Origin of the sequence: Arsenophonus endosymbiont of Crataerina pallida, from assembly GCF_964020125.1 — a bacterium.
GTDB classification, from domain to species: Bacteria; Pseudomonadota; Gammaproteobacteria; order Enterobacterales; family Enterobacteriaceae; genus Arsenophonus; species Arsenophonus nilaparvatae.
The window spans coordinates 140176-162582 of sequence record NZ_OZ026540.1; the positions used below are offsets into that span (position 1 = coordinate 140176).

The window sequence follows — 22407 nt, forward strand, 5'->3', positions numbered from 1 at the left end:
CTGTTCTCCTTTAGCGGCGCGTCACCAGATGGCTCGTCAGACGGCTCAGCACCGGTGCGACGTCGTTCCAGGTACTGAGGGCACCGTCCACCTGACCGGCCACCGTATCCAGTGCACCGGGCAGTGCCTGGCCGGTACTGGGGGTCAGGGCACTGAGCGTGTTTTTCGCCTCGCTGGCCGTGGTCGCCACCTTGCCCGCCGCACGGGTCAGGTGACTGGCCGCAGGGAAATGGGCTTCTAGGCCGGCCAACAACGGGTGCGCCTGTATCAAGGGGGTGGCCACCTCACCTAAGCTATTCATGACCCCAGGGACGCGCGTTAACGCCGCGACCGGATCCGCTTTCATCTGGCGCGCCACCCGGATCGCCTGTGAGGCCGTGGCCAGTGCCGACTGCGCCTGACGGGCCAGACCCACCGCCCGCGATAGCGGTGTACCGGTGGCGATCGTCCGGGTTAGCCCGGTGGCTTTTCTGTTCAGTGTCGTGGCCATCGCCGGCGGCTTAAGTGGTTGGCGCAGATCGCCGGTAAATTCACGCAGACTGATATCGACCTCCAGGCATTGGGCAAACCCGTCGGCATGCGCCAACACCGTGCGGCCCGTGAGCGTGCTGATCACAAAATGCCCCAGGTACTCGCCATTACCGAGCACAAACGCCAGTGCCTGATGGGCACGACAGGCGGCCTGTAGCCGTTGCCATTGCGCGGTCGGTTGACAGTACTGCTGATGAAACCGCACACTTAAACTGTATTCATCGCACTTGTCACCGACCCACTGCAGACCCGGTTTACGGCCAATGCGCGCCTGCTCGGCAAACTCACCGCCGAGGGTGGCTTCCAGCGCGGTAAAGCCGGTCTGTAACTGCACTTCAATCTCACCCAGGATCGCCAGCATCAGTAAAAGCCCCGCCGTTGTTGTTGGTGCATCAGCTGCGCCAGGCGTTTTTCCAGCTCACGTACACTGATAGCCAAGGCATCACGCAACGCCGCCGGGGTCGTCTGCGACTGACCGTTCATCACAATCTGCGGCGCAAAGGTGATCTGTATGCCTGAAAATGCCTTCCCCTGACCGGCAGGGGAGATCGGGGTATCAGGCCAGTGGGGCACACGCGGGGACGGTGGTTGCATCAGCGGCATCAGGCCGCCGACGGCGCGTTCTAACGCGGGCGTGGTGCGGGTAATGCCCAGCACCGCCCCCTGCACAATATTATCCCCCAATCCGGCAAAGACCTTTGAGGGGCTGTGTATGCCGAGCGTCTCCTTAAACCAGCCCGACACACTGTCACCAAAATGGACAATGGTCTCTTTGGCGGCGGTTAAACGACTCTTGATCCCGTTGACCAGACCCTCAATCAGCTGGCGACCCGCATCGGTAAAATTAGCGGGCAGTTCAATATTGAAATACCCCATCACACCGGCGAAGGCTTTATACAACAGACCCAACGGCGACCAGTTAAGGATAAGTGCGCCAACGCCCGCAATACCGCCGGAAAACGCCTGTTTCACCTCAGCCCAACGCGCCTGAAAGAAAGCGCTTATCGGCGTCCAGTAGCGGTAAATCAGGTAAGCGCCGGCGGCAATTGCGGTGATAGTCAGGCCGATAGGGTTAAACATCAGTGCCCGCCCCAGCCACAGCAGCGCCTGTCCGGCCAGGCGCAGGCCCGTCACCAGCCCACCGGCCAAGACCTTACCCAATCGACCTACCCCACCCGCCAGGCGGCTTAAGCGTCCACCCATGCCGAAAGCACTCTGGAGTAATAACCAGCCGGTACGCAGCCGGGTAAACCCGCCCCACAGCAGGCGTATCGGTGAACCCAGCAAATTAAGTGCCAGACGAACAGCCAGCAGTGCGCCCTTAAACAGCAGGAGACCGCCCACGGTTTTGGCGATACCGCTAATCAGTTGCGGGTGGGTTTTGACCCAGGCATTGGCGGCGCGCACATAAGGGAGTACCGTCGCGGCTAAACTCCCTACCGCCGGTTTGAGGGCATCACCGAGACTCAGCGACAAATCCTGACTGGCGATACCCAGCTTTTTCATCTGCTCAATCGGTGATTCAAGACGTTTTTTATAGTCACTGCCTAATACATCCTTGTCCGCGGCTGCCAGGGCTTGTGCGCGGATTTGCCGGTACTTGTCCATATTGGCCAGCATCGGACGCACAAAGGCCATCACCTGCATATCGGCAAACAGTTCACCTAAGCCAAAGTTTTGCTGCAGGGCCAGTAACGCCTTATCGTGGGCAGTATCGTCCTGCAGCGCCATCGCCGATTTAAATTGTGCCAGCGCCTCGGGACTCTTCTGCGCCAGATAGCGTTGCAGGGTATTCATCATCCCTTCAATCGGCGAAATCCCGTGCGCTTTTTGCTGCATCAAGGATTTTTCAATATCGATACCGACATCCCCAAAACGTTTTTGGGTTTCCGGGGCATACAGTTTTTCAAGAAAGTTATTAAAATTGTTCGCCGCTTTATCGGTGCTACCGGCACCCATTTTGGCTACCTGCAAGGCAGCGACCATCTCGGCCACCGCCGCTTTACCCTGGGCTATGTTGGCCATTTGTGGGGCCAGCTCAGGCAACCACTTCACCTGGTCTGCAATTTCAAATGACCCGGCCTTGCCCCCTTGCGCCATGATGTTCTGTACCGCAGCAAAATCTTTTGCCGCAATGCCCAGCGACTGCTGGGTGGTCACCGCCGCCTGCGCCCACAGTTCAGCGGAGGTGCGGGTGGCGGTTGCGCCTCGGGCGATATGTGGCAGATAGGCACGAATATCGTCCAGGCTGTCAATGTTATTGCCAATGAGCGCACTGGTGGCGGCCTGTAAATCGGCCTGGGTCTGGTTGTATTGCTGGCTCCAGGCGCGGATATCTTTGCCCAGTGCGGCCTGGGTGGCTCCGTCGTAACCGGCGGTGATACCCATATCGACCAGATTGTCCTGAAAGGTCATCGACTGCTTGACAGACGGCGCGACCGCGCCCACCGCTGCCGCCGTGGTGGCCCCTAACGCCAATCCTTGCCCCATCAGGGCGTGGCGTTGTTGCCCGGCCATCTGACTGGCCATCAGCGTGCGATGCAAACGGCGATGCTGTTGCTCGAGACGGGAAAGTGTCTGACCCACCCGACCCAGCTCACTATTGAGGTTACGGGCGGCCTGTGCGCCCAAATGACCGTAGCGGGTTACCGCCTGGGTCAGTTGCTGCTGGCGGGATTGCAGGCGACGGGTCGTTTCACCCAGGCTATTGAGGCTACGCCGTGAATCGCCCATCGCTGAGCGAAAAGCACCGGCCACCGCCCCTTTGATCACCACCCCAATCGAAAATATGCTCGACACCGCGTCACCTGCCTCTGTTACACCCGATCACTCTTTATCGGTTTGCCCCGCGTTGCCCGTGTTCCTGCCGGATTTGGGCCGCGGCTTCCTGTAAATAGTCCTCAAACTCCACCACCGTCAGCGCATCCAGCTCACTCGGCTGCCAGCGGAACCATCTCGCCAACAGCGCCTGTGCCTGACGCAGCGCCTTCGGCGACTGCATCCAGCCCCGCAAACTGGCGAAAGTGGCTTTGCAGCTGTTGATAATCCACCAGGTCCATCTTGTCGATATCTTCCGGTATCAGGCCGGTCATGCGGGCAATCAACAGGCTGTCCCAGTCATTGACGTTTTCACTTAAGCGGCGTACCGCCTTGATGTCACTGACTTTGAGCCGGTTTAAGCTGACCTGGGTCAGCCTTTCACCGCTGCCCAGGGCATAAGGGTATTGCAAGCTATAATGAATACGGTCTGTCATCATCACTCCTCGGATTGTCAGGTTAAGCGCCCAGATTGGCGCGATAATCGGTGAGCATATCTTCACCGTTGATTTTAAAAATATTGGCGATCACATCCAGCTCCAGCAGCACCTGGCCATCCATCACCTGCTTGATATAGCTGCAGGTAAAACTGCTGCTCATCTCCGGCACCTCATGCTGCTTAAAGCTGCCCAGGCTATTTTTGCTGAACATCACCGTCATAAACACCGCCACCGGCAGTTCATCCTGGCGACCCTGTGCCGGGTTATAGCGCTGCAGGCTGCCGCGACATTGCAGCGGATACGCCTTGAAGGGATTGGCGGTACGCAGTGCCACCTCTTCATACAGACTGGTCCAGTGAATTTCTCCTTCGAGCTTGTCAAACCCTGCCGGTAACTGAATTTTGCCAATCATCCCCAGCGCCTGATGCTCCTGCTGCACCACGTTGATTTCCGGTAGCTTGATTTCTTTTGCCCGACCCAGCAGGCTATTGCCGTCCAGGTAGACGTTGGCATTGGTTATAAAATGCAGTGCATTGCCCGCCATCATCTCCTCCTTATCGTTATCTTATTGATCCTGTGCGTCACGCTCATGTGGAAACCCCACTTTTCAGGAAGGTGAGATATTCATTAGTGATTTCCGTCTCAAAGGTCAGGTGCTCCATCGGCGGCGGCGGGGTGTATTTGTAATTCAGTTTCAACTGCCCCAGACTGAGCGCATCCTTGGTGTTGTTCGCCAGATCATACCAGCAGTGAAAGCCCAGCAACGCCCCATCGGCAATCAGCCGACGACCATAGCCATTGACCGATTCGGTCAGCGCATCAATCAGCCCCTGATTAATGGGGCGATCAATATATTGCAGACTGAAATGGCGGATAGACTCATTAATCATGTCCCCGGTGCGCCGCACATTTTCAAAATTCTTCAGGTGCGTCACGGTCGGCCAGGCCGCGGTGCGGTTGCCCCACAGGCGTAATCCGCTACCAAAGCTGTTAAACACCGTGGTAATGCCGTTCTGGTTAAGCAGATTGACCTCGCTATTGGCATCGTCAATGCGCGCACTTAACGGGCGCTCAATGCCGACAATGCCCATCAGTGCCTGATTGGAAGACGACCACCAGAACCCTTTTTCACGGTCAACTTTGGCCCGCAGACCCGCCGCGCGCGCCGAAAGAGGCTCCAGGCGAGTCTGGTTTGTTGCCTTGTCATAGACCTTGATCTGCGGATAACACAGGCGTACCCGATCAGAGGCGGTATTAAAATTAATCGTGCCTTGTGGCCCCCGTCCGGCTATCGCCTGGGCAAACGTCGTCCCCGCTGGGGCATCAATATAGGCGATGGCCTCACATTGGTCGGCCAGGGCAATCATGGCGGTGGCCACGGCATTAAAATGCGAGAAGCCCGGTGCAATCAGTAATTTGGGGCGATAACCAAACAGGCTGTCGGCATTTTCCAGCGCTTTCATACCGGTACGCTGGTCGGCGGCATTGGTGGCACCCAAAACGTCAGCGGCGGTAATTTTTGATACATCCGGGGTGTTATAGGTCACACTGACCGTGCCACCCTGTGCAATGCCGCCGGTGGTGACGCGAGTGACTCTGCCCGTTGCGGATGCCACGGTATAGTCGGTCGTTGCCTTAAACGTGGTCTGCCCATCGATGCTTTTCACCACTATATCGCCCACGGGTAACTGGCTCAGTGTGGCACTGTGGTGCGTACTATCGAAGGTGACACTTTCCGCGGTTATCGTTTTCTGATGGCTTTTTGGGTCAAACACATTGACTACCAGAACCGTCCCGACACCGTGGTCATAGATAGCGCGCAAGGCTTGCGGCAGAGTAAATCCACTCACCTCATCACCAAACTGCGCCGCGTCTTTTTCCGACAGGCACAGGGTTAGGGTATTGACCGGGCCTGTCGGCGCAGTACCGACCAGCCCAATCACGGACGATTTTCCCGTTTTGACCGGACGGGACCCGCGTTCAATTTCCAGCGTATCAACGCCGTGATGGTGTTCTCTACTCATGGGGTGACCTCGTTACTTTTTGTGTCTGCTGGCCCTTTGCCGCGTTTTCTGGCGGGCATCAATAACGCTGTGCTGACCGGCGCGTCGACGGGCCTGGCCTCATCAGCGGGAAGCGTCACGGTGTCGCTCGACAATGTGATGGCCTGTGACAACGGTGCCGTCACGATGGAGTCGACGGGGGTTTCTGCTTTCTGATCCAGAAAGGTTAAATAGCCCTGGGCTTCCAGCCCCAGCACATAATCGTTATCCATCGGCAAGGTCACTTCCTGACCCGGCCAGAACATTACATCCAGGATGCGGCCATCCGGTAAACGTAATGAAGCACCCCCCATCTGTTCGCCGTCATAACGATAACGGGCCATTTTGCCGGTTGGGTGTTGAGCGGCCTGTAAGCGCTGTTCAAAATCCGTCAGCGGTTTTGGCGGTTCAGGGGGCGCATCGGGATAATCAAAGCCCAGAAAAGTCAGATAGCCCTGCGCTTCCAGCGAGACAATAAACGGATGATCGACCGGCACATCGACCACCTGACCGGGATAAAACATCACATCCTGGGTACGGCCATCAGCCAGACGCAGGGGAGCCCCATTCGGGGATTCACCGTTGTAGCGAAACTTCGCCATAAGCCACCTCGTTATTCTCTTTCTTCATGAACTCTTCCCGGGTACGCGGTAAAGCCTCCTGCGGGGCGTCCTGCACAAACCAGGTTTCGGTCGCCACCGTCAGCGCGTATTGCCATAAGCCCTCGGATTGTCCCAAAAAAACCTCATCTATCAGCCACAGTGGGCGGCGACAGTCCGGCGGCATAAAGCCCCCCACGGCCTGACGCAGGGTATCGAGGGTGGCAATCGCCCCGTCATTACCGTTAAGCTGGCGCATCACCAGGGTCAGCGTGAAATGCAGCACCCGCGGCTGGAATACCATGCCCACATCCTGAATGTCGCCAAAACGTGAGCGGGCAAAACTGAGCAGCACCGCACCGAGTGGATGGTTAAGATGAAAGCGTTCCGGCTGCTCAGGGAAGAAGGTGACCTCCAGCTGCGGTAAGCGTTTTGTCAGCAGGCCCAGGACGGCGCGCATGATATCGAGCGTCATTCAAAGTCCTCCAGTAAGCCGCCGGGGCCGCTAAAGCGCGCCGGACAGGCATGAACATGAAAGGCCCCTGGCTCCGGTATCGCTTGCCCCTGTCCCGCTATCCCGAGCGTTAATTTGCCGTCGCGCAAGGCTTCCAGCATTTTTAAGCTGCCGCGATAAACCTCTTTTATGGCTTCCGGCAATTGGCCTTCGGGACGACGCAGGTACAATCGATGGCTGACCAGATTGACCGCCATATCGCGCAGTACCGTGGGAACGGTTTCCAGTGGCAATACGTAACGACCGCGCAGATGGGCATCAATCAACTCATCGGCGTAGCGGATAGCGTCGTTCAGCACCTTGTCGTTAATCGCATTGGGCAGCCGGCCCCCCGTCAAACCATCGACAGAGACATCCTGCGTCAGCTGAACCAGCGTATGGGTTGAGAGCAATTGCCCGATATCGTCGGGGGTGCAGTAGGCCATCAGATACCTCTGACCATGCGGATAATCTCGCCGGCGGCGGTGGCGGCATCCAATGCCACACCCACCGTTGAAGCGGGCAGCCCGCCACCGGTTAATGCGCTTTCCGATACCACCCGGCCGTCACTGTCGGCCTTGAGCAGCTCGCCCGCGCTAATCGCGGCGCCGGCCTCTACCGCCATGATGCCCAGCACATTAATCGGTACGCTGTCGCCTTTTTTACCGGAGACCTCGGCGACACCGAGTTCCGTCCCGGTGCCCTTAAAGAGTTTTGCCGAAATCCCCACCAGACGATGGGCGGTTAAATCTTCCACCGCCACGACGGTGGTGGTGAGTACCACCTGTTGTGTCACCATCTTTTACGCTCCTTTAATGCCGCTAATCAGATAACCGGCTTCACTGCCTACCACCGCTACCTTGTAAATATCGGTATAGCGGATATTGACCACCTTGCCGCCAACACTGTCAAAGCGGTCGGCCAGCGGCATCCCCTGACGGCGGAAGGTGTAGCCAAAGGACGGCCTATGCTCATCGGCGCTATCACTGCCTACTGACGGAAAATTGACGACATGCAGCATCAGGTTGTCTTTCCACAGGTCGGTGGTGGTTTTACCGTCTTTCGCCAGCTGAACCGGCGCGCCAATCAGCACCTCATCCACCTGGAATAAATCTTTTAACATCTCGGTGGTGATACGTTTGCGTTCATTCCCGCCGAGCGCCTTCTGTAGCACCTCATGGAAGCGCAACAGTGCCATCACACTGGCTCCCATGGTAATGACGTTGGGACGCAGGCCGATATTGGCCCGGACCACTTCCATCCCGGCTTCAATATCTTTCAGTGGATCGCCATTTTTCTTGTTCCAAGCGGCCTCGCCCGTCAAGGCTTTGGTGGCGTTGCTGGCATAGACTGAGGTCGATTGCGCCAGCTCCGCCACATACTGCTCATGGCGCAGCAAAATACCGTCGGTGGCGCGTTTAATCGCCTTGATTTCTTCATTGAACATCGATTCCGCCTGTTCGCGGTAATCGACCGGCACCGCCAAATCATGCTCATCGAGCACGATATCGGTGAACGCCTGTTTTTCTCTTAACAGGATATTGCTGTTGGCCCCGACCGCGCGTTTGGTTTCATACAACGCCAGCCGTCCTTTACCAAAGGTCGGCACCTTAACGCCTTCTTTTTCTACCCTGACGAGAGGAAATAACTTCTCCCCAATCAGGCTGACATTGCGGTATTCAGCGGCAATGTGGGTCAGCACCGGGTCGTTGGCCCGTTTGCTTTTTAAATAATCAGACATAGGACTCTCCTGACAGGCAGCGCTTCACCGCCGCTTCGTAAGGGATGGACTCACGCGCCTTAAGCGCCATCGCCTGCTGGTGCAGTGCATCCGGATCGGCGGCCTGCTCACTAAAGGCAACGCCCCCTTGCGGTGTAGCGCGTCTGCCCGGCACCGCCTGTGGGCGAAAATCAACCAGCGGGGCGGATGAGGTCAGCAGCGATTTAACCGCCTCCACGAGCGGACGGGTGTGACTGCCTTCGGTAAACTCCAGCGGTTTTTCGCTGTGGGTCAATGCATCCAGTAACGCGACGACAACCGGTTGTCCCGCCGGGGCCAGTCGTCCGTCGTTCATCAGCGTTTCGGCAAAGGCCACATTGGCGTCATGAGCCACTTTAGCGGCCTGCGCCGCCTTTTCGGCATGATGGGCGCTAATCTGTTGCTTTAACGCCGCGTTCTCGGCTTCCAGCTGCTTTTCGGTTTCAGTTTTTTCCACAGTAAGGCTCTCCGTTGTGGGATAAGGGTTGACAACCCCAGGCTCAGAAAAGGCCAGGGTCTCGGTGGTTAGCGCAGGGGGTTCAGACGGGCTACCCACGTAGTGGCTCAGTAACGCCCGTAACCGAACTAGCAGCGAGTCGTGGCTGTCATCCAGATCTTCGGTAAATTCCACCACCCCGTCCTCGGTATCCGCAAAAGAGACCGCGCGTAGCCCTTTGACAGCGGGCGGCTGTGCGCCAAGAAAACCGACATGGCGTAAATACAGGGCACCCGGTGCCGGATTATTCGGCGCGTGGGGTAAATAGAACGACGCCGAGATTTTTTTGTAGCGGCCCGCCGTCACCAGTTCAGAAAAAGCCGGATCAACCTGCTGCGGCTCTGCCAGCAAATCACGTCCTTGCGCCGACAGCTGTTTGATCCAGCCGTAAGCGGGCGCATCGGTAGTCGGGTGACCGGTCACTATCGGGGCTTCATGTAACGCCGGATCGTAGGCATCCGCACAGGCGCGCAAATCCTGTTCGCTGACGTTCAGTACCTGCCCATGGCTATCCGTATGCCGACCGCGCGTAAAAATATGCAGGGATTTCATGGCACCTCCATTAACATCTTGCCAACAGTCTATGTCGGGTTGTCTGATTTCCCTTTTAAAGGGCTTTAAAGATTTTCATTTGCGTATTTTATTTCAGCATTCGCATGTCGCTTCCGCGAGCGGGCATAAACGGGTCAGGAAGGGGTTTATAAAGCTTTATAAAGGGGAAAAGCGCTATTGGGTATCGAATAGTCCCACAAAAACGCCCGAAGGCGTCAGAGGGCATTTAGCGGAGGCTAGCCTGTTGCAAATAATCAAGGACATCATCGAGCAGCTGGCGTTTGACCTCAGTGTCTAACTGTCCCGCTTCGGATACCGGCAGATACCGACGCGGGGGGAGTGTCACCGAGTTACCCCTTCCAGCCTTACCGCCCAGTTGATGAATACGAGCATAAACACGATTCGTGCCGACCATCGCCTGATGCGCATCATATTCCGACGTCACGCTGCGGCGTAAATACCCGTCCTTGGAGAGCGTCATGCCCTGGCGGGCGAGTGCTGCGACCGACGGTTGCCAGCGTGGCCGCCCCTGCGCCTCAAAGTTTAGGTCGGTGGCGGTTTTGAGCGTTTCAGACCAGATGCGCATCAGTGGCGTCAGGTCGTAAGCGGCTTTCTCCAGTTGCTTCAGGGCCTGTTTCAGGTCGTTATCGGTTATCTCAACCGACAGAATATTAGCGGTCATTCCGTTCTCCCAGTGTTTGACGGGCTAATGGGTGTAACGGCCCCTGATAGCGGGTTAAGTCCGGTCGATACCCTTCACCGGGATTATACGACCAGCCGATATCTGGGGAAAACACGGTATGATTGTCGAGCGTTAGCTGGGCCACTGGCCGCATTTCGCCGGTTTTGCGCGAGACCACCTGCAACGACCAGCGCAGACGGTCACCGGACGTTTCCACCGTTAGCCCACGCGCGTTGACATCCCGCGCTGCCAGAGCTATCACACTGCAGCGACAGCGCCAGCCATTGGGCGGATAGAGTGCGCGCCATACTGGGTCATCGGCAGAAAATACCCGACCATGCAGCGCCAGGTGGCTTTTGCGGGTACGGTTATCACGTATCGCCACATACATCCAGTAGGGACGGGCCGCGATATTCTCCCGCATTTCTGCCCAGCGCCCGGCGTTGTACAGGGTAATCAGATTGGTGCGATAAATCGTCTCCAGTCGCTGCGGACTGCCTAATTGCAACGTCACCGGCTCCCCACTCACCGGGTCGTGGGTATCCTGTTGCCCCCACCATCCCTTGGCCTGCAGTGCCGGGGTTAATTCCTGGGCAAACCATTGCCCGGTTTTACCTTCCTCCAGGGCGGTTTTCAGCGCCTGATAAATATCTTGCAGAATATCCAGTTGTGTCACCTTGGCTACCGTCGCGCTCTGGGAATGGGCGGCTTGCCAGATGTCCTGCCAGTCCCAGGAAAAGGTAAAGCCTTTGGCTTTCAAGTAGGCTATCACCCGTTTAGGCGGCAGGCTAAACAGCGCCGCCAGTTCGTTATCATTGAGTATCGGCATGTAATCTCCCCCAGACGTTGGCAACAAACATCACCCTGGCCAGGGTTTCCTGTAGCGCCTCTGCCTGCATCTCGGGGTAAAGTGCGGCCAGTTTCCCCCTCAGTTCGCCGGGGGAAATACCCGATTTTACCGCGTCAAATAACGGGGTGAGCAGCGGTTGCAGGGTGTTGTCCAGCGTGCCGTTTTTCATCAGACTGTCCAGTGCCCGGTCAAGCTGTGCCTGGGCATCAGGCGCGTTCTGCGTCTCGCCTTCGGCAAAGGCCAGCGCGGGTGCGGAGGGAGCAGTGGCTTTTGGCTCGGTTTCCATCAGTAAATCCCCCGGTTGCAGGCCATATTCACGCTGATAGTACTGTGCGCTGAAAAAGCCGGCGGTTTGCGCCAGACTCAGGTCACGCTTGGCCTGCACCTCATCAATGGTCTCCTGCTCCCACAGTCGCCACGTTGGCACCGGCACATCACCAAAGTTCAGCTCAACCAGCCAGCGGAGTATCTGATTCACCGCACTCATCACCATCACCGCATCGCCATCGCGGATATCGGCGGCGACTTCCAGCCCGGCCTGGGCCGAGGCGTGATTGGTTTCGGCTTCGGTAGTCTGGTTCTGACCCAAGAGCGCAATGGTAATTTCACTGCGAGCCATCTCATTCAGGTCTTTATACAGACTGCTCGACGCGCCTTTGGTGGCGGGCTCCTTGAATTCAATGCTGCTGTCATCCGGGATAACCGCCACCGCATCCTGTACCATCTGCTCGAGGGAGTGCAGCAGCGGGCCGATATGCGCCTGGTCATGGCCGCGCGGATGACGCCCCACCACCCACGGGGTGCCATACTTTTCACTAAAGCGCATCCAGAACGACCAGCCGGCCTTCTTGAACGTCACCGGCCAGAAGCACAGCGACAGGTCGGCAAAGCCGTAGGGGTTATCAAAGGTGGCGTCTTGCGTCGCCACCACAAATTTGCGCGGCGGTAATAACTCGCCCGCCAGACCCGACTGCTGGGCCTGAAAGCGCAGGCGATTCTCCGTATCAAAGGTAAACCACTCCGGCGGCTTGCCCACTACATCGGTCACCACCAGATGGCGACCGTCTTTTGCCCAGGTCAGTTCGGCGGGTTGATAGCCAAAAAAGGCCGCCTCCAGCAGTTCACCGATGATGCGGTTCATGTCCCACTGCGCCAGGGTCTGTTCAATAAAGCGCACCACAGGCGCAGGCGCTTGCCCCGGCTCCAGTCCGCGCTCCAGGCATTTGACCGCGGATTTGCGCCGCCGGATACTGCTACCCACCAACGGCTCAGACCGTAACTGGCGGTAAACGCTAATCGCCTGGCCTCTGGCGCGTAATATCGGGTCGGGATTGGGTAAATGGCCGAACAGTTGTCCCAGGCCCGCCGGACTGCGAACGCGGGTGGCAATGTCACTGAACAACGCTTTTTTATCGATAATCATCAATATCCCTCCAGCAAGGATGAGGCCTGACGCGGGCAACAGGAGTAAGCGCGCACCGGGCCGTGGGGTTGGTCGGCGGCGTTAAGCGCTAAAAACAGCGCCCAGGCACGGTCAGCGTGCCCGGCGGCATCGCTCTCGGCGACAAAACGCGGCGCGCCAGTCGGACTCATCACTTTTTTCAGTTTATGCAAATCGGCCCGTAATGCACCATCACCCTGTGGCAGTCGCAAGCGCCGGTCTTCAAATACCTCTTTACCGCGTGTCGCCAGCGTCAGCTTGTTGGGGGGCGTGAATAACACCCCTTCGACCCGCGTACTGCCATGACGGCGTTTGGCATCCTCCACCGGCTTTTCGCCCAGGCCGGTCTGGTCGATGCAGCACCGCAGCACCCGGTAGTGGGCAAAGACCCCATCGAGCAGCGCATCCTGCTCGGCAAACGGGGCACGCTTGCGGGTAATGATGTCGCGTGTCCAATACACATCGCCCACCTGTTCAATCACCCATATCACAAACAGGTCATGGCGCAGACCGATATCGACACCGACAAAACAGGGTCCCCCGTTATAGTGCTCAGGCTTGCCCGCCTGCGGGTGTTCAACACCATCAATCAGGTCATAGGAGAGCCAGGCAGAGGCTTCATCCAGCCAGTGCAGTTCAAATTCCTGTGACCAGGCGTCTTCATCATTGAGCGCCTGTTTGAGGGCGGCCACATCCCGTGGCAGGCCGTCTTTGACCGCCTGGTGAATATCGACCCGATGGCGCGACCAGACGCTGTCCAGTGACGGGTCGGTCATTAGCTCATAAAACTTGTTGCCCTTGCCATTGGGGGTGGAGGTGACGCGCAGTTTGTAGCCGTTTGATATCACCGGAAACAGCGCCGCCCAGATTTTGCGACTGTCGGCATGAAAGGCAAACTCATCGAGAAACACATTGGCGGCAAAGCCGCGCGCCGTATCGGGGTTAGCCGGGAGTGCAGTAATGCGTGAGCCGCCGGGCAGCTCCGCCTCTAGCATGGTGTAACGTTCGCTGCCCGAGCCTTTCACGCTGCCTTCGATTTCACGGATGGCCAGACCGTACGCCTGACAATGCTTTTTGACCCCTTCTTCCATCGCTTCTTTGGCCTGGCGCTCACCGCGCGAGAGAATGACCCAGCCGGTGCGACCGCCACGGGCCTCGGTCTCAAAACAGTCGTCAACCAGCTCTAGCGTGGTGGTAAAGGTTTTGCCGGTCTGGCGCGCAAACTGGCCGATTTTAAAGCGCGACCGGTCGAGGAGCCAGTGCTGTTGGTAAGGGTAAAGCTCGAGTGCCGCGCTCATTGGATGATCCCGTAAATTTGTTGACGGACACGCTGCACGGTTTCCAGGCTCACGTTGCCGTCGTTGTTTTTGACTTCCTGCTCCAGCTCATCGAGACGGGCGGCGATTTTCTCGCGTACCTCCGCCTGATAGCGTTTGAGACTCACTGACGAGCGGGTCAGAGTGGCGATACTTTTGCCCACCTTGGCTAACAGAGAGGCGCGCTCTGCCGGCTCCATCTCTTCATCACTGGCCTCACGCACGTCGATGAGCGCGGTCAGGATATCGGCCTGAATGGTGGCGATAATCGCCTCCGAGCGTTTGTCCTGGTCGTCTTCTGCCCCTTCGGTAATGACGCGTGCCATCTCGGTGGCTTCACGGATAGCGGCAAAACGGCGTTGTACCTTCTGGCCGTAGCGGGAAATCTGCGCCCGACCGATGCTGTACCCTTTATCCCGCAGCAACGTCTCCAGCTCCCGGTAGCCACTGAAATTACGCTAGGTCAGCGCCCGGTCGAGCCATTCACGCACCGAGGAGGGCAATACCTCGATATGACTGCGCGGTGCCATCGTCACTCTCTCCAGTATTTGGCCGGGCGGGCAATGCCGGGAATATCGTCGGTGACGTATTCCACCAGATTCACCCCTTCCGGCGTCAGTGTAGCGGTCCATGAGCGTGCGGGCGGTCGGGTCAGGCGAACCAGACTGAATCCCTCAAGGAACAGCAACTCTTTTTGCAGCTCCAGCATGGTTATGTCCGGGTAGAGCGAATGGCCCACATCCCACAGCAGCCGGTCATTGGCCGGATAGGGCCGTGCCTTGTTGACTACCTGCAGTAACAGCCAGCGCAACCCTTCGCGGCGCGCCTGTTCGGTCTCTATCATCCTTATCCTCCTGCCACCTGACGCAGTTGTATCGTTTCCAGCTTCTGGTAAATCGCGTCTAACCGGGACTCCACCACCTGCTGATAATGAATAAATTCGTCGCGCCGAACGTAACGTTCCGGCACCTCCACCTTGAATTCCAGCACCTCGCGCTCAAGGCGTGAGCCTTTATCGGACGCCTCGCGCATCAACCGCTCCAGTGATGCAAACCGTTCGGCCTGACGCTTTTCGGTCTCGCGGATAAACCAGCGGGCCAGCCCCGCGAGAAAGCCCGCCAGCCCAAACAGATAGCTCACCAGTACCCAAAAATCGACCTGTAATGTCATGGTGTTAATCCTTCGATGTAATCCAGTAATCCATTGACCTGTGCTCGCCAGACCTGGCACTGTTGCCCGTTGTCGGTGATATTGGCGAGCATATCGAGCTGGGTAACTGGACTCGGTCGTTGTCGCTCGCCAGGGGTCTCAGCTGACCGGGTCGTGTTGCCAGTACCGCCGGCAGCGGCGGTAGGGACTGATACGTCAACGTCTGACAGCCCGAGGGCGGCGTTGTAGTGCTGCACGAAGCCACGAGTAAATACGCAGGCCACAGTATGTGCCTGGCCTTTTTCATCCCGCCAATGTTGGGTAACATCCTCTATCCGCCTTGTTAAGTGTTGGGTTTTGTCACGAAGTTGCGCAATGCGATTCAGGTAGCGCTGTTCGGCCTGATGCGCCACCTTCACCTGATGGGTAAAACGCTGCTGCAGGGCATTTAGGGTTTGCGCGGCCTGCTCGGCGCGCTGTTTTTCCTGCATGGCAAACGTCTCGCGCAGCTGACTGAGGGTTGCCGCGCACCGTTCGGTTGAGCGACCTGCGCCTTGCGTGTAGCCGTGCCACCAGATGCCCGACAGCAGCGTCATCACCAGCACCCCGCCGAGACTTTTTAGGCTGACTGCACTAAACACAGCTTGCCCCTCCCCAGGTCAGGTAACGCGGTGCCAGGCTTTTTAAAATACGGCGGGGATAATGGCGATTCTCACGCCAGGCGCTCACGCCACGTCCGGCATTAACCCGTTCAATGCTGTCAAACCAGCGACCACCATCGAACCCCTGACGTTCTGCCAGGAGGCGGTCACGCTGCACCCAACCCAGGCCACCGTTGTAGGCCGAGAGCGTCATCGCCATGCGCTCACACGCATTCACCGCCGACAGGCGTTGCCATAGCCAGTTATCAAAACTCACCACTGCCCGCAGGCTCCAGCCGGGATTCAGTGGCGCTTTGGCTGCCAGCTCCGGCATTAATTCCCCAATCCAGGCCGTGGTCGCGGGCATAAACTGCCCCAGCCCCTGCGCGCCGATGCGATTGGTGATACCCGGCTGCCAACCACTTTCGTGCTCAATCTGGGCGGCAAAATCCGCCACCGGCGCATTGAGTCCCCACACCAGACGGGCGTTGCGTATCAGGTCAGCCCGGTACGGGAGTGCGGCTTGCGGCGGACGCGCGGCATTCGCATCAAAGGCACCACCCAGCAGTAGCATCAGCAAAAAGGACAGCATCATGCCGGGTGGGTTATCGGGGTGTTGGTGATAATGCATACTCACAACCCCATCGCCACACTCAAACACACCGCCGCCACAATCACCGCTCGACGCAGTTGGGCGGCGGCAAAGACCTGATGGCAGCCGCCGCGCACCGGATGTCGGCCTTGCGCCACCTCAGGGTGGTCATGGTGCAGGTATTGACCGGGTCGGGCCTTGGGGAACAGCGAACGGTCAAGCCAGTAACCGACCACCGCGGCCAGGGTGATTAATGCCAGCTTATAGAGCATCACCGGCAGTTGCTGGGGTGAGACCAGGCCAATCACCAGTAACAGACCAGCCGCAGTGAGCAACCAACCGCCGAGACGCGGGGTTTTAAAGGAGGTCAAGGTCAATTTTTTTCGGATTTTCATCACCATCTCCCTAAGAATCAGACCGATAGTGTGACAAGACGGTGCGCTAGCCGCTTTTAAAGCGGTTTACTAGTGGGGATGCGGGTCAGCGGTTAGGTTAGGCGCAGTGATTAGCCCCGAACGGGGCAAGGGAAAAAGCGCGACCCACCCGGTGCTAGAACACCGAGCAGGCCGTCAACACACAGAATCGACCTGTGAGTCAACCGTGGCGCTTTCCGTCCTCGAGGACAGAAAGAGCTTACACTAATTTCCATTAGTGAAAAAGGCGAACAGTGAATGCAACAACATTTTTTACCGATACTGCCCTGGATAGGCGGTAAACGGCGGCTGGCCAAACAGATTTTACCGCACTTCCCGGCGCATACCTGCTACGTGGAGCCATTTTGTGGCGCGGCGGCGCTCTTCTTTATGAAGTCACCCAGCAAAGCAGAGGTGATTAACGATATCAACGGCGAGCTGGTCAATCTCTATCGGGTGCTGAAACACCATCTGGAAGAGTTTATGCGCCAGTTTAAATGGGCGCTGGTTAGCCGGGCGATGTATCAATGGTTGAAAATGACCCCGACCGAGACCTTAACCGATATCCAACGGGCTGCCCGTTTCTACTACCTGCAAAAACAGGCGTTCGGGGGTAAGGTGGCCGAGCACACCTTTGGCGTGACCACCACCACGGGGCCACGCCTGAATCTGTTACGCATGGAAGAAGAGCTGTCGCTCGCGCATCTGCGGTTATCACGCACCACCATAGAACAGCTGGACTGGGCCAGCTGCATTGCCCGTTATGACCGTCCGCACACGCTGTTTTACTGCGACCCGCCGTATTGGGGAACCGAGGGCTATGGGGTGGATTTTGGTCTGGCGCAATATGAAAAACTGGCAGGGATGGGACGAGACCTAGCGGGAATGATGATTGTTTCTGTCAATGATATTCCTGAGATGCGGGCAGTGTTTCAGGGGTTCGAGATGGAGAGCGTGCCGATTCGTTATAGTCTCAACAGCAATCAGCCCACCCAACGGCGTGAGCTGATTATTACCGTCAAATAACCCCTTCGCGCCAACGAAGGGGGAAGGCTTAAGCGCGGTGACGAGTGACTTTTTTCTCGGACAAGGCTGATATCGTGCGCTGGACAATATCCCGTGAATCACTTGGAATATGCCTAAACGCTGTTAATAAGTTAGCCTCTTCCTCATCACGCACCACATCTAGCGCACTTGCTTCATCACTGCGCTCACCGGTCATCACATAATTCAGATCAACGCCTAACGCTTTCGCCGCAATTAAGTAGCCTGCATCAGGATGGCGTTCACTTTTTTCGTAGTTATACTGAGTGAGTTTTTTAACCCCACAGCGTTCAGCGAAGATCTCCTGGCTAAGACCCAGCCGCAGGCGCTCTGATTTGAGGCGATCTCCCACTCCTTCGAGCGTCAGCGTGATCCACTGCTGGGTATCGAGCGGAGCCTGTTCATCGCTCGTAGCCGTTGTAGAGGTTTTTCCAGCCAGTTGCTGGCTTAACTGCTGTAGCTGCTTCTCTTTTTCGGACACCAGTTGCTGGCTGCGTTTAAGGGCTGCTTCATCTTTACGCAGTGCTGCCTTCAATTCCCTGACTGACATGCGGTCGACGTCGTCCAGTGTAAGACCAGCAATGGTGCCGCCTTCGGCGAGTTCCGCCAGATCATCGTCGTCTTCTGTCATGAGTTCAAAAAGCTTTGTTTTGCCCAAAACGGCAAGCGATTTCCGTTTTTCTATTAAACTTGGTGACATGAATTTTATAGATGCCTTCATCATTAATCTTGCGGTTCTTTCATTAAGACCTAACTGTTCAGTAACAATGCTAGTGAATTCGCCGTGTGGCTCATTTTCTTTAATAATGATGAGTCGCTTGCCCGCCTCCAGCATGGCTTCGGCACTCTGTGCCATATAGAAGCGCGCTTCATGCACAATGCGCTCGCGTTCATAGGGTAAGCCATCCCCAAAACGTGCCATTACCTCCTGTTGGGCGCTTTTTTCTGCATTTTTTTCAGGGTATGCAATTGCCCCCCCCCCCCCCCGCAATCGTGATATTGTCCGCCGTACTGACAGACAGGCTGGTTGCCGCTTTTTTCTTTGCCATACAGGTCTCCTTTAGGCCGATAACAGCCCGTGGTCTTTAACGGTGATAATAAATATACAAAAACAGACAAAAAAGACTTTACATCATTTTGTATGTCATTGTATATTTATTTTTAACTTTTTATGACGGAGATAACACCATGTCACTGCAACACCCCGCTGACTTTAAGCGCTGTTTTTATGACCATGTCTACCAGCACTATCGCTCCATGAGGGCTTGGGCCAAGGCCAACGACTTTAACCACAATCATGTATCTATGCTACTGAATGGCCGCTGCCAAGGTTGGCGCGGGGAAGCGCGCAAAATCAAACAGGCGATTGAACAGATAATGGGTTCCCCCATGCCATCGGGCAAAAAGCGCCATAAAAAATAACATTCGCCTGTTTCACTGACGGTAACACAATTTCCATTAATGAAAAAGAGGCATCCGATGAAAAACACCTTATCACTGCACCCTTCTTCACGTACACGGCGGGCGCTGCGTATTTTAAAAGCCATGAAAGGGCATTACCGCGACGGCCTGTCCAATAAAGCCTTGGCGGCGCTAATCAATGACTCTGCGGCCAATATCAGTCGCACCCTGCCATTTTTAGTGGAAGAGGGCATGGTTGAGCAGCGCATCAATGGGAATTACGGCCTCGGTGAAGAATTAATACAGATTGCTATTGCCTTTTTTGATGAAACCGAACGGGCGCAAATCAAGATGGCAGAAAGACGTGGCCGCTGCGTAGCCTCACCGTCAAAACCGTAAGAGGAAAAAACAATGGGTAGAAAAGCGTTACCGATAACGGCTGAAATTGCCCCCGAACAGGCATTGTCACCGGATTTAATGAACAATCTTAACGCCCTGGCTGAACATCAGCAGGCCATTATGGAGAAGTACGGCGAGGGGTTGCCCTATCAGCGTGAGCGCATTGTTCATGAAGCGCGCTTCTATATGGCACAGAGTGCCGAAGCCATGCTGGAGGCGGGCAAGCGACTCATCATTATTAAAGAAAATGAGCCACACGGCGAATTCACTAGCATTGTTACTGAACAGTTAGGTCTTAATGAAAGAACCGCAAGATTAATGATGAAGGCATCTATAAAATTCATGTCACCAAGTTTAATAGAAAAACGGAAATCGCTTGCCGTTTTGGGCAAAACAAAGCTTTTTGAACTCATGACAGAAGACGACGATGATCTGGCGGAACTCGCCGAAGGCGGCACCATCGCGGGCCTGACGCTAGATGAGGTTGATCGCATGTCAGTGCGGGAATTGCGGGCAAAACTGCGAGCAACAGAAAAGATGCTCGAAGCAAGCCGCGACCGAGTCAGAGAAAAAGAAGAAAAAATCAATCAACTGAGTGACAAGCTGATACTCGATCAACCTCAACCATCAGGGGAAGAAGGCATACGCCAGCTCCGTGAAGAGATTGGCCTGGTGGGCTTTGATGTTAAAACCATGTTAATGGGCCGCTTTCGGGAAGGGCTGGAAAAACTGAGCAGCCACAGTGGCGATATCACGTCCCACGCCGACTATTTAGCGGGACTGCTTAATGATATTAAGTTTGAAATCAATGTGTTACGCAGTGATTTTTCATTACCCCACCACGCAGTATCAGCGTTGGTACCTGACTGGGCAAAAGCCGATGCGGATGCCGACGATGCGGATTTTCAGTTACCGGAACACCTGCGCGGCACCGGACAGGATAACGGCGAGGAGGCGGTGTTATGAACGCCATCCTGACCGAACGCGTACTGGCAATTGCCCAGGCGGCCGAGAAAGCCGGACATGGCGGCAAAGACGCGGTGTATCAGACAGGCTGTCAGGCACTCGGTATTTCCAGGGCTACGCTGCTGCGAAAAATCAAACAGGTCAGCGCTAAACCGCCGCGCAAGCAGCGGGTGGATTATGGTACCAGCGCCCTGACCCGTGAGGAAGCTCTACAGATATCCGGCGTGATGATGGCCTCGCATCGCAAGAACGGTAAACGCCTTTACAGCCTGGAGCAGGCGATTAACGACCTGCGGGCGAACAACCTGATTAATGCCGGGTATATTGATAACGAGACCGGCGAGTGGTTCCCCTTGTCAGTCGATGCCATCAGCCGGGCGCTGTACCGTTATCGCTTACACCCCAACCAGTTAGGCGCACCTGCCCCTTGCGTCCAGTTAAAAACCGACCATCCTAATCATGTTTGGCAACTGGATGCGTCACAGTGTGTGCTTTATTACCTGAAAAATCCCACCAAAGGTCGTACCACACGCGATAGTGGCCTGCGCATGATGCGTGAAGAAGAATTTAACCCGAACAAACCCAAAAATCTGGCCCGTATTGTTAATGACCGTGTCTGGTCATTTGAGCTGACCGACCATACCAGTGGCTGGATTTACGCTGAGTACCGCTTTGGCGGCGAAACGACACAAAACTTTACCGATGTGCTGATTAATGCCATGCAAGAACGCGGTGGGGCCGACGTACTGCATGGTGTGCCGCGCATCCTTTATACCGACCCCGGTTGCGCGCTGGTCTCGTCCACCATGCGCAACCTGTGTAAAACTCTTGGTATTCAACTTATCGCCCATAAAGCCGGTAATGCCCGCGCCACCGGCTCAGTGGAAAAGGCGCGCGACATTCTGGAGTGCAATTTTGAATCCGGTTTACGGTTTGTGCAAGTCGATAATATTGATGAACTGAACCGCCTGGTCGGGTTATGGCGTAAAAAGTATAACCGCACCGCAGTGCATCGGCGTACCGGCATGACCCGCACCGACTGCTGGTTACGGATCACCCCGCAGCAGTTAATCAAGGCACCACCCGTTGAAATATGCCGTGAACTGGCAGTGAGTCTGCCGGAAAGCCGTAAGGTCAGCGCACATCGGCGCGTATCGTTCAGGGGGAGTGAATACGATGTACGGCAAGTCCCCGGCGTTTGCGTGGGCGACACCGTACAGATAGTGCGTAACCCCTGGCGTGACAGTGAAGCACAGGTGGTGATAATCAATGAGGACGGCATGGAAGTCTTTTACCGGGTACCGGAAGTGGTGAAAGACGACTACGGCTTTGCCCTCAAGAGCCCGACACTCGGCGAATCGTTCAAAGCATTACCCCACACCACGGCACAACACCATCTGGCGGAAGTCGAGCAGACCCTGTATGGCACCACCACGCCAGGCGAAACTGCCGCAGCGCAAAAAGCCAAGGCGCTGCCACTGGGAGGTCGCTTTAACCCTTATCTGGACAATGAACGCGATACCCCACCCATTTACCTGCCCAAACAGGGCCAGGCCTCCCCGGTTTGCGCGCCGCGTTTTGAAGAACGTTTAAACCCGGTCGTGGTGGTGCAACGCCTGCGGGCGCGTTTCCAGGCGGCGGGCAAGACCTGGCGCAGTGAATTTTACACCACGCTGACCCAACGCTTCCCTGAGGGTATTCCTGCTGACCAGGTCGATGCGCTGGGTGATGAGCTGATGGCCCAGTCCACCGAGGTGGTGGTCAGTCTGGCCAGTCACGGTTAA

Annotated in this window: 28 protein-coding genes; 5 read left to right on the forward strand and 23 right to left on the reverse strand. The window is 56.4% G+C overall.

Annotated elements, in window-relative coordinates:
• Positions 1-10: 10 nt before the first annotated feature.
• The 22 genes from AACL31_RS00780 to AACL31_RS00885 all read right to left on the reverse strand — a co-directional run bounded on the left by AACL31_RS00780 (position 11) and on the right by AACL31_RS00885 (position 16795).
• A complete protein-coding gene (locus AACL31_RS00780) occupies positions 11-892 on the reverse strand; it encodes a phage tail protein (protein ID WP_339053657.1) in 882 nt (293 codons plus the stop codon).
• The gene (locus AACL31_RS00785) at positions 892-3330 is read right to left on the reverse strand and encodes a phage tail tape measure protein (RefSeq protein WP_339053658.1); all 2439 of its coding nucleotides are present in this window, start codon (positions 3328-3330) and stop codon (positions 892-894) included. The genes AACL31_RS00780 and AACL31_RS00785 overlap by 1 nt, the downstream gene beginning before the upstream one ends.
• Before the next feature lie 131 nt (positions 3331-3461).
• Positions 3462-3788 carry a phage tail assembly protein gene (locus AACL31_RS00790; protein ID WP_339053130.1) on the reverse strand — a complete coding sequence of 109 codons (327 nt, stop codon included), beginning with the start codon at positions 3786-3788 and terminating at the stop codon, positions 3462-3464.
• Positions 3789-3807: 19 nt separating this feature from the next.
• Positions 3808-4332, reverse strand: coding sequence for a phage major tail tube protein (locus tag AACL31_RS00795; protein ID WP_290604206.1), 525 nt, complete (start codon positions 4330-4332; stop codon positions 3808-3810).
• A gap of 43 nt (positions 4333-4375) precedes the next feature.
• Positions 4376-5812, reverse strand: a complete 1437-nt coding sequence (locus AACL31_RS00800) for a phage tail sheath subtilisin-like domain-containing protein (RefSeq protein ID WP_339053659.1) — start codon at positions 5810-5812, stop codon at positions 4376-4378.
• On the reverse strand, positions 5809-6432 hold the full coding sequence (locus AACL31_RS00805; RefSeq protein ID WP_339053128.1) for a hypothetical protein: 624 nt from the start codon (positions 6430-6432) through the stop codon (positions 5809-5811). The genes AACL31_RS00800 and AACL31_RS00805 overlap by 4 nt, the downstream gene beginning before the upstream one ends.
• Positions 6407-6904, reverse strand: a complete 498-nt coding sequence (locus tag AACL31_RS00810; protein WP_339053660.1) for a Gp37 family protein — start codon at positions 6902-6904, stop codon at positions 6407-6409. The genes AACL31_RS00805 and AACL31_RS00810 overlap by 26 nt, the downstream gene beginning before the upstream one ends.
• Entirely contained in the window at positions 6901-7368 is a 468-nt protein-coding gene (locus AACL31_RS00815; protein ID WP_339053126.1) for a DUF1320 domain-containing protein, read from the reverse strand. Before AACL31_RS00815 ends, AACL31_RS00810 begins: the two co-directional genes overlap by 4 nt.
• Positions 7368-7721 (reverse strand): capsid cement protein, encoded by a 354-nt coding sequence (locus tag AACL31_RS00820; RefSeq protein ID WP_310511787.1) that lies wholly within the window; start codon positions 7719-7721, stop codon positions 7368-7370. Before AACL31_RS00820 ends, AACL31_RS00815 begins: the two co-directional genes overlap by 1 nt.
• Positions 7722-7724: 3 nt before the next feature.
• Positions 7725-8663 (reverse strand): hypothetical protein, encoded by a 939-nt coding sequence (locus AACL31_RS00825; protein ID WP_310511788.1) that lies wholly within the window; start codon positions 8661-8663, stop codon positions 7725-7727.
• A complete protein-coding gene (locus tag AACL31_RS00830) occupies positions 8656-9729 on the reverse strand; it encodes a peptidase (RefSeq protein WP_310511789.1) in 1074 nt (357 codons plus the stop codon). Before AACL31_RS00830 ends, AACL31_RS00825 begins: the two co-directional genes overlap by 8 nt.
• A gap of 226 nt (positions 9730-9955) precedes the next feature.
• Positions 9956-10411, reverse strand: a complete 456-nt coding sequence (locus tag AACL31_RS00835) for a phage virion morphogenesis protein (RefSeq protein ID WP_310511790.1) — start codon at positions 10409-10411, stop codon at positions 9956-9958.
• A complete protein-coding gene (locus tag AACL31_RS00840) occupies positions 10401-11240 on the reverse strand; it encodes a phage minor head protein (RefSeq protein WP_339053661.1) in 840 nt (279 codons plus the stop codon). Before AACL31_RS00840 ends, AACL31_RS00835 begins: the two co-directional genes overlap by 11 nt.
• Complete coding sequence (locus AACL31_RS00845; RefSeq protein ID WP_339053662.1) at positions 11224-12684, reverse strand: DUF935 domain-containing protein; 1461 nt, start codon at positions 12682-12684, stop codon at positions 11224-11226. The genes AACL31_RS00840 and AACL31_RS00845 overlap by 17 nt, the downstream gene beginning before the upstream one ends.
• Positions 12684-14000 (reverse strand): terminase large subunit domain-containing protein, encoded by a 1317-nt coding sequence (locus AACL31_RS00850; protein WP_339053663.1) that lies wholly within the window; start codon positions 13998-14000, stop codon positions 12684-12686. Before AACL31_RS00850 ends, AACL31_RS00845 begins: the two co-directional genes overlap by 1 nt.
• A complete protein-coding gene (locus tag AACL31_RS00855; RefSeq protein ID WP_339053664.1) occupies positions 13997-14443 on the reverse strand; it encodes a phage protein Gp27 family protein in 447 nt (148 codons plus the stop codon). Before AACL31_RS00855 ends, AACL31_RS00850 begins: the two co-directional genes overlap by 4 nt.
• Before the next feature lie 107 nt (positions 14444-14550).
• On the reverse strand, positions 14551-14862 hold the full coding sequence (locus tag AACL31_RS00860; RefSeq protein ID WP_310511795.1) for a hypothetical protein: 312 nt from the start codon (positions 14860-14862) through the stop codon (positions 14551-14553).
• A gap of 2 nt (positions 14863-14864) precedes the next feature.
• Positions 14865-15188 (reverse strand): hypothetical protein, encoded by a 324-nt coding sequence (locus AACL31_RS00865; protein ID WP_022547389.1) that lies wholly within the window; start codon positions 15186-15188, stop codon positions 14865-14867.
• Positions 15185-15580, reverse strand: coding sequence for a hypothetical protein (locus AACL31_RS00870; RefSeq protein ID WP_339053665.1), 396 nt, complete (start codon positions 15578-15580; stop codon positions 15185-15187). Before AACL31_RS00870 ends, AACL31_RS00865 begins: the two co-directional genes overlap by 4 nt.
• Entirely contained in the window at positions 15528-15740 is a 213-nt protein-coding gene (locus tag AACL31_RS00875) for a hypothetical protein (RefSeq protein ID WP_339053666.1), read from the reverse strand. The genes AACL31_RS00870 and AACL31_RS00875 overlap by 53 nt, the downstream gene beginning before the upstream one ends.
• 60 nt (positions 15741-15800) lie before the next feature.
• Complete coding sequence (locus AACL31_RS00880; protein ID WP_339053667.1) at positions 15801-16439, reverse strand: transglycosylase SLT domain-containing protein; 639 nt, start codon at positions 16437-16439, stop codon at positions 15801-15803.
• Positions 16440-16441: 2 nt separating this feature from the next.
• A complete protein-coding gene (locus tag AACL31_RS00885; protein ID WP_310511798.1) occupies positions 16442-16795 on the reverse strand; it encodes a putative holin in 354 nt (117 codons plus the stop codon).
• Positions 16796-17071: 276 nt separating this feature from the next.
• On the opposite strand from AACL31_RS00885, the gene AACL31_RS00890 reads away from it, so the two are divergent.
• The gene (locus AACL31_RS00890) at positions 17072-17839 is read left to right on the forward strand and encodes a DNA adenine methylase (RefSeq protein WP_310511799.1); all 768 of its coding nucleotides are present in this window, start codon (positions 17072-17074) and stop codon (positions 17837-17839) included.
• Positions 17840-17867: 28 nt separating this feature from the next.
• Here the strand turns inward: AACL31_RS00890 and AACL31_RS00895 are convergent, their stop codons facing one another.
• Entirely contained in the window at positions 17868-18848 is a 981-nt protein-coding gene (locus AACL31_RS00895; protein ID WP_422389271.1) for a hypothetical protein, read from the reverse strand.
• Positions 18849-19045: 197 nt separating this feature from the next.
• On the opposite strand from AACL31_RS00895, the gene AACL31_RS00900 reads away from it, so the two are divergent.
• The 4 genes from AACL31_RS00900 to AACL31_RS00915 are packed head-to-tail and all read left to right on the forward strand — an operon-like array spanning position 19046 to position 22407.
• Positions 19046-19279: a hypothetical protein gene (locus AACL31_RS00900; RefSeq protein ID WP_310511801.1), complete on the forward strand. Its 234-nt coding sequence runs from the start codon at positions 19046-19048 to the stop codon at positions 19277-19279.
• A 57-nt stretch (positions 19280-19336) separates the two neighbouring features.
• Positions 19337-19657, forward strand: coding sequence for a helix-turn-helix domain-containing protein (locus tag AACL31_RS00905; protein WP_310511802.1), 321 nt, complete (start codon positions 19337-19339; stop codon positions 19655-19657).
• Positions 19658-19669: 12 nt separating this feature from the next.
• Positions 19670-20623: a DUF3102 domain-containing protein gene (locus AACL31_RS00910; RefSeq protein ID WP_339053668.1), complete on the forward strand. Its 954-nt coding sequence runs from the start codon at positions 19670-19672 to the stop codon at positions 20621-20623.
• Complete coding sequence (locus tag AACL31_RS00915) at positions 20620-22407, forward strand: transposase family protein (protein ID WP_310511804.1); 1788 nt, start codon at positions 20620-20622, stop codon at positions 22405-22407. Before AACL31_RS00910 ends, AACL31_RS00915 begins: the two co-directional genes overlap by 4 nt.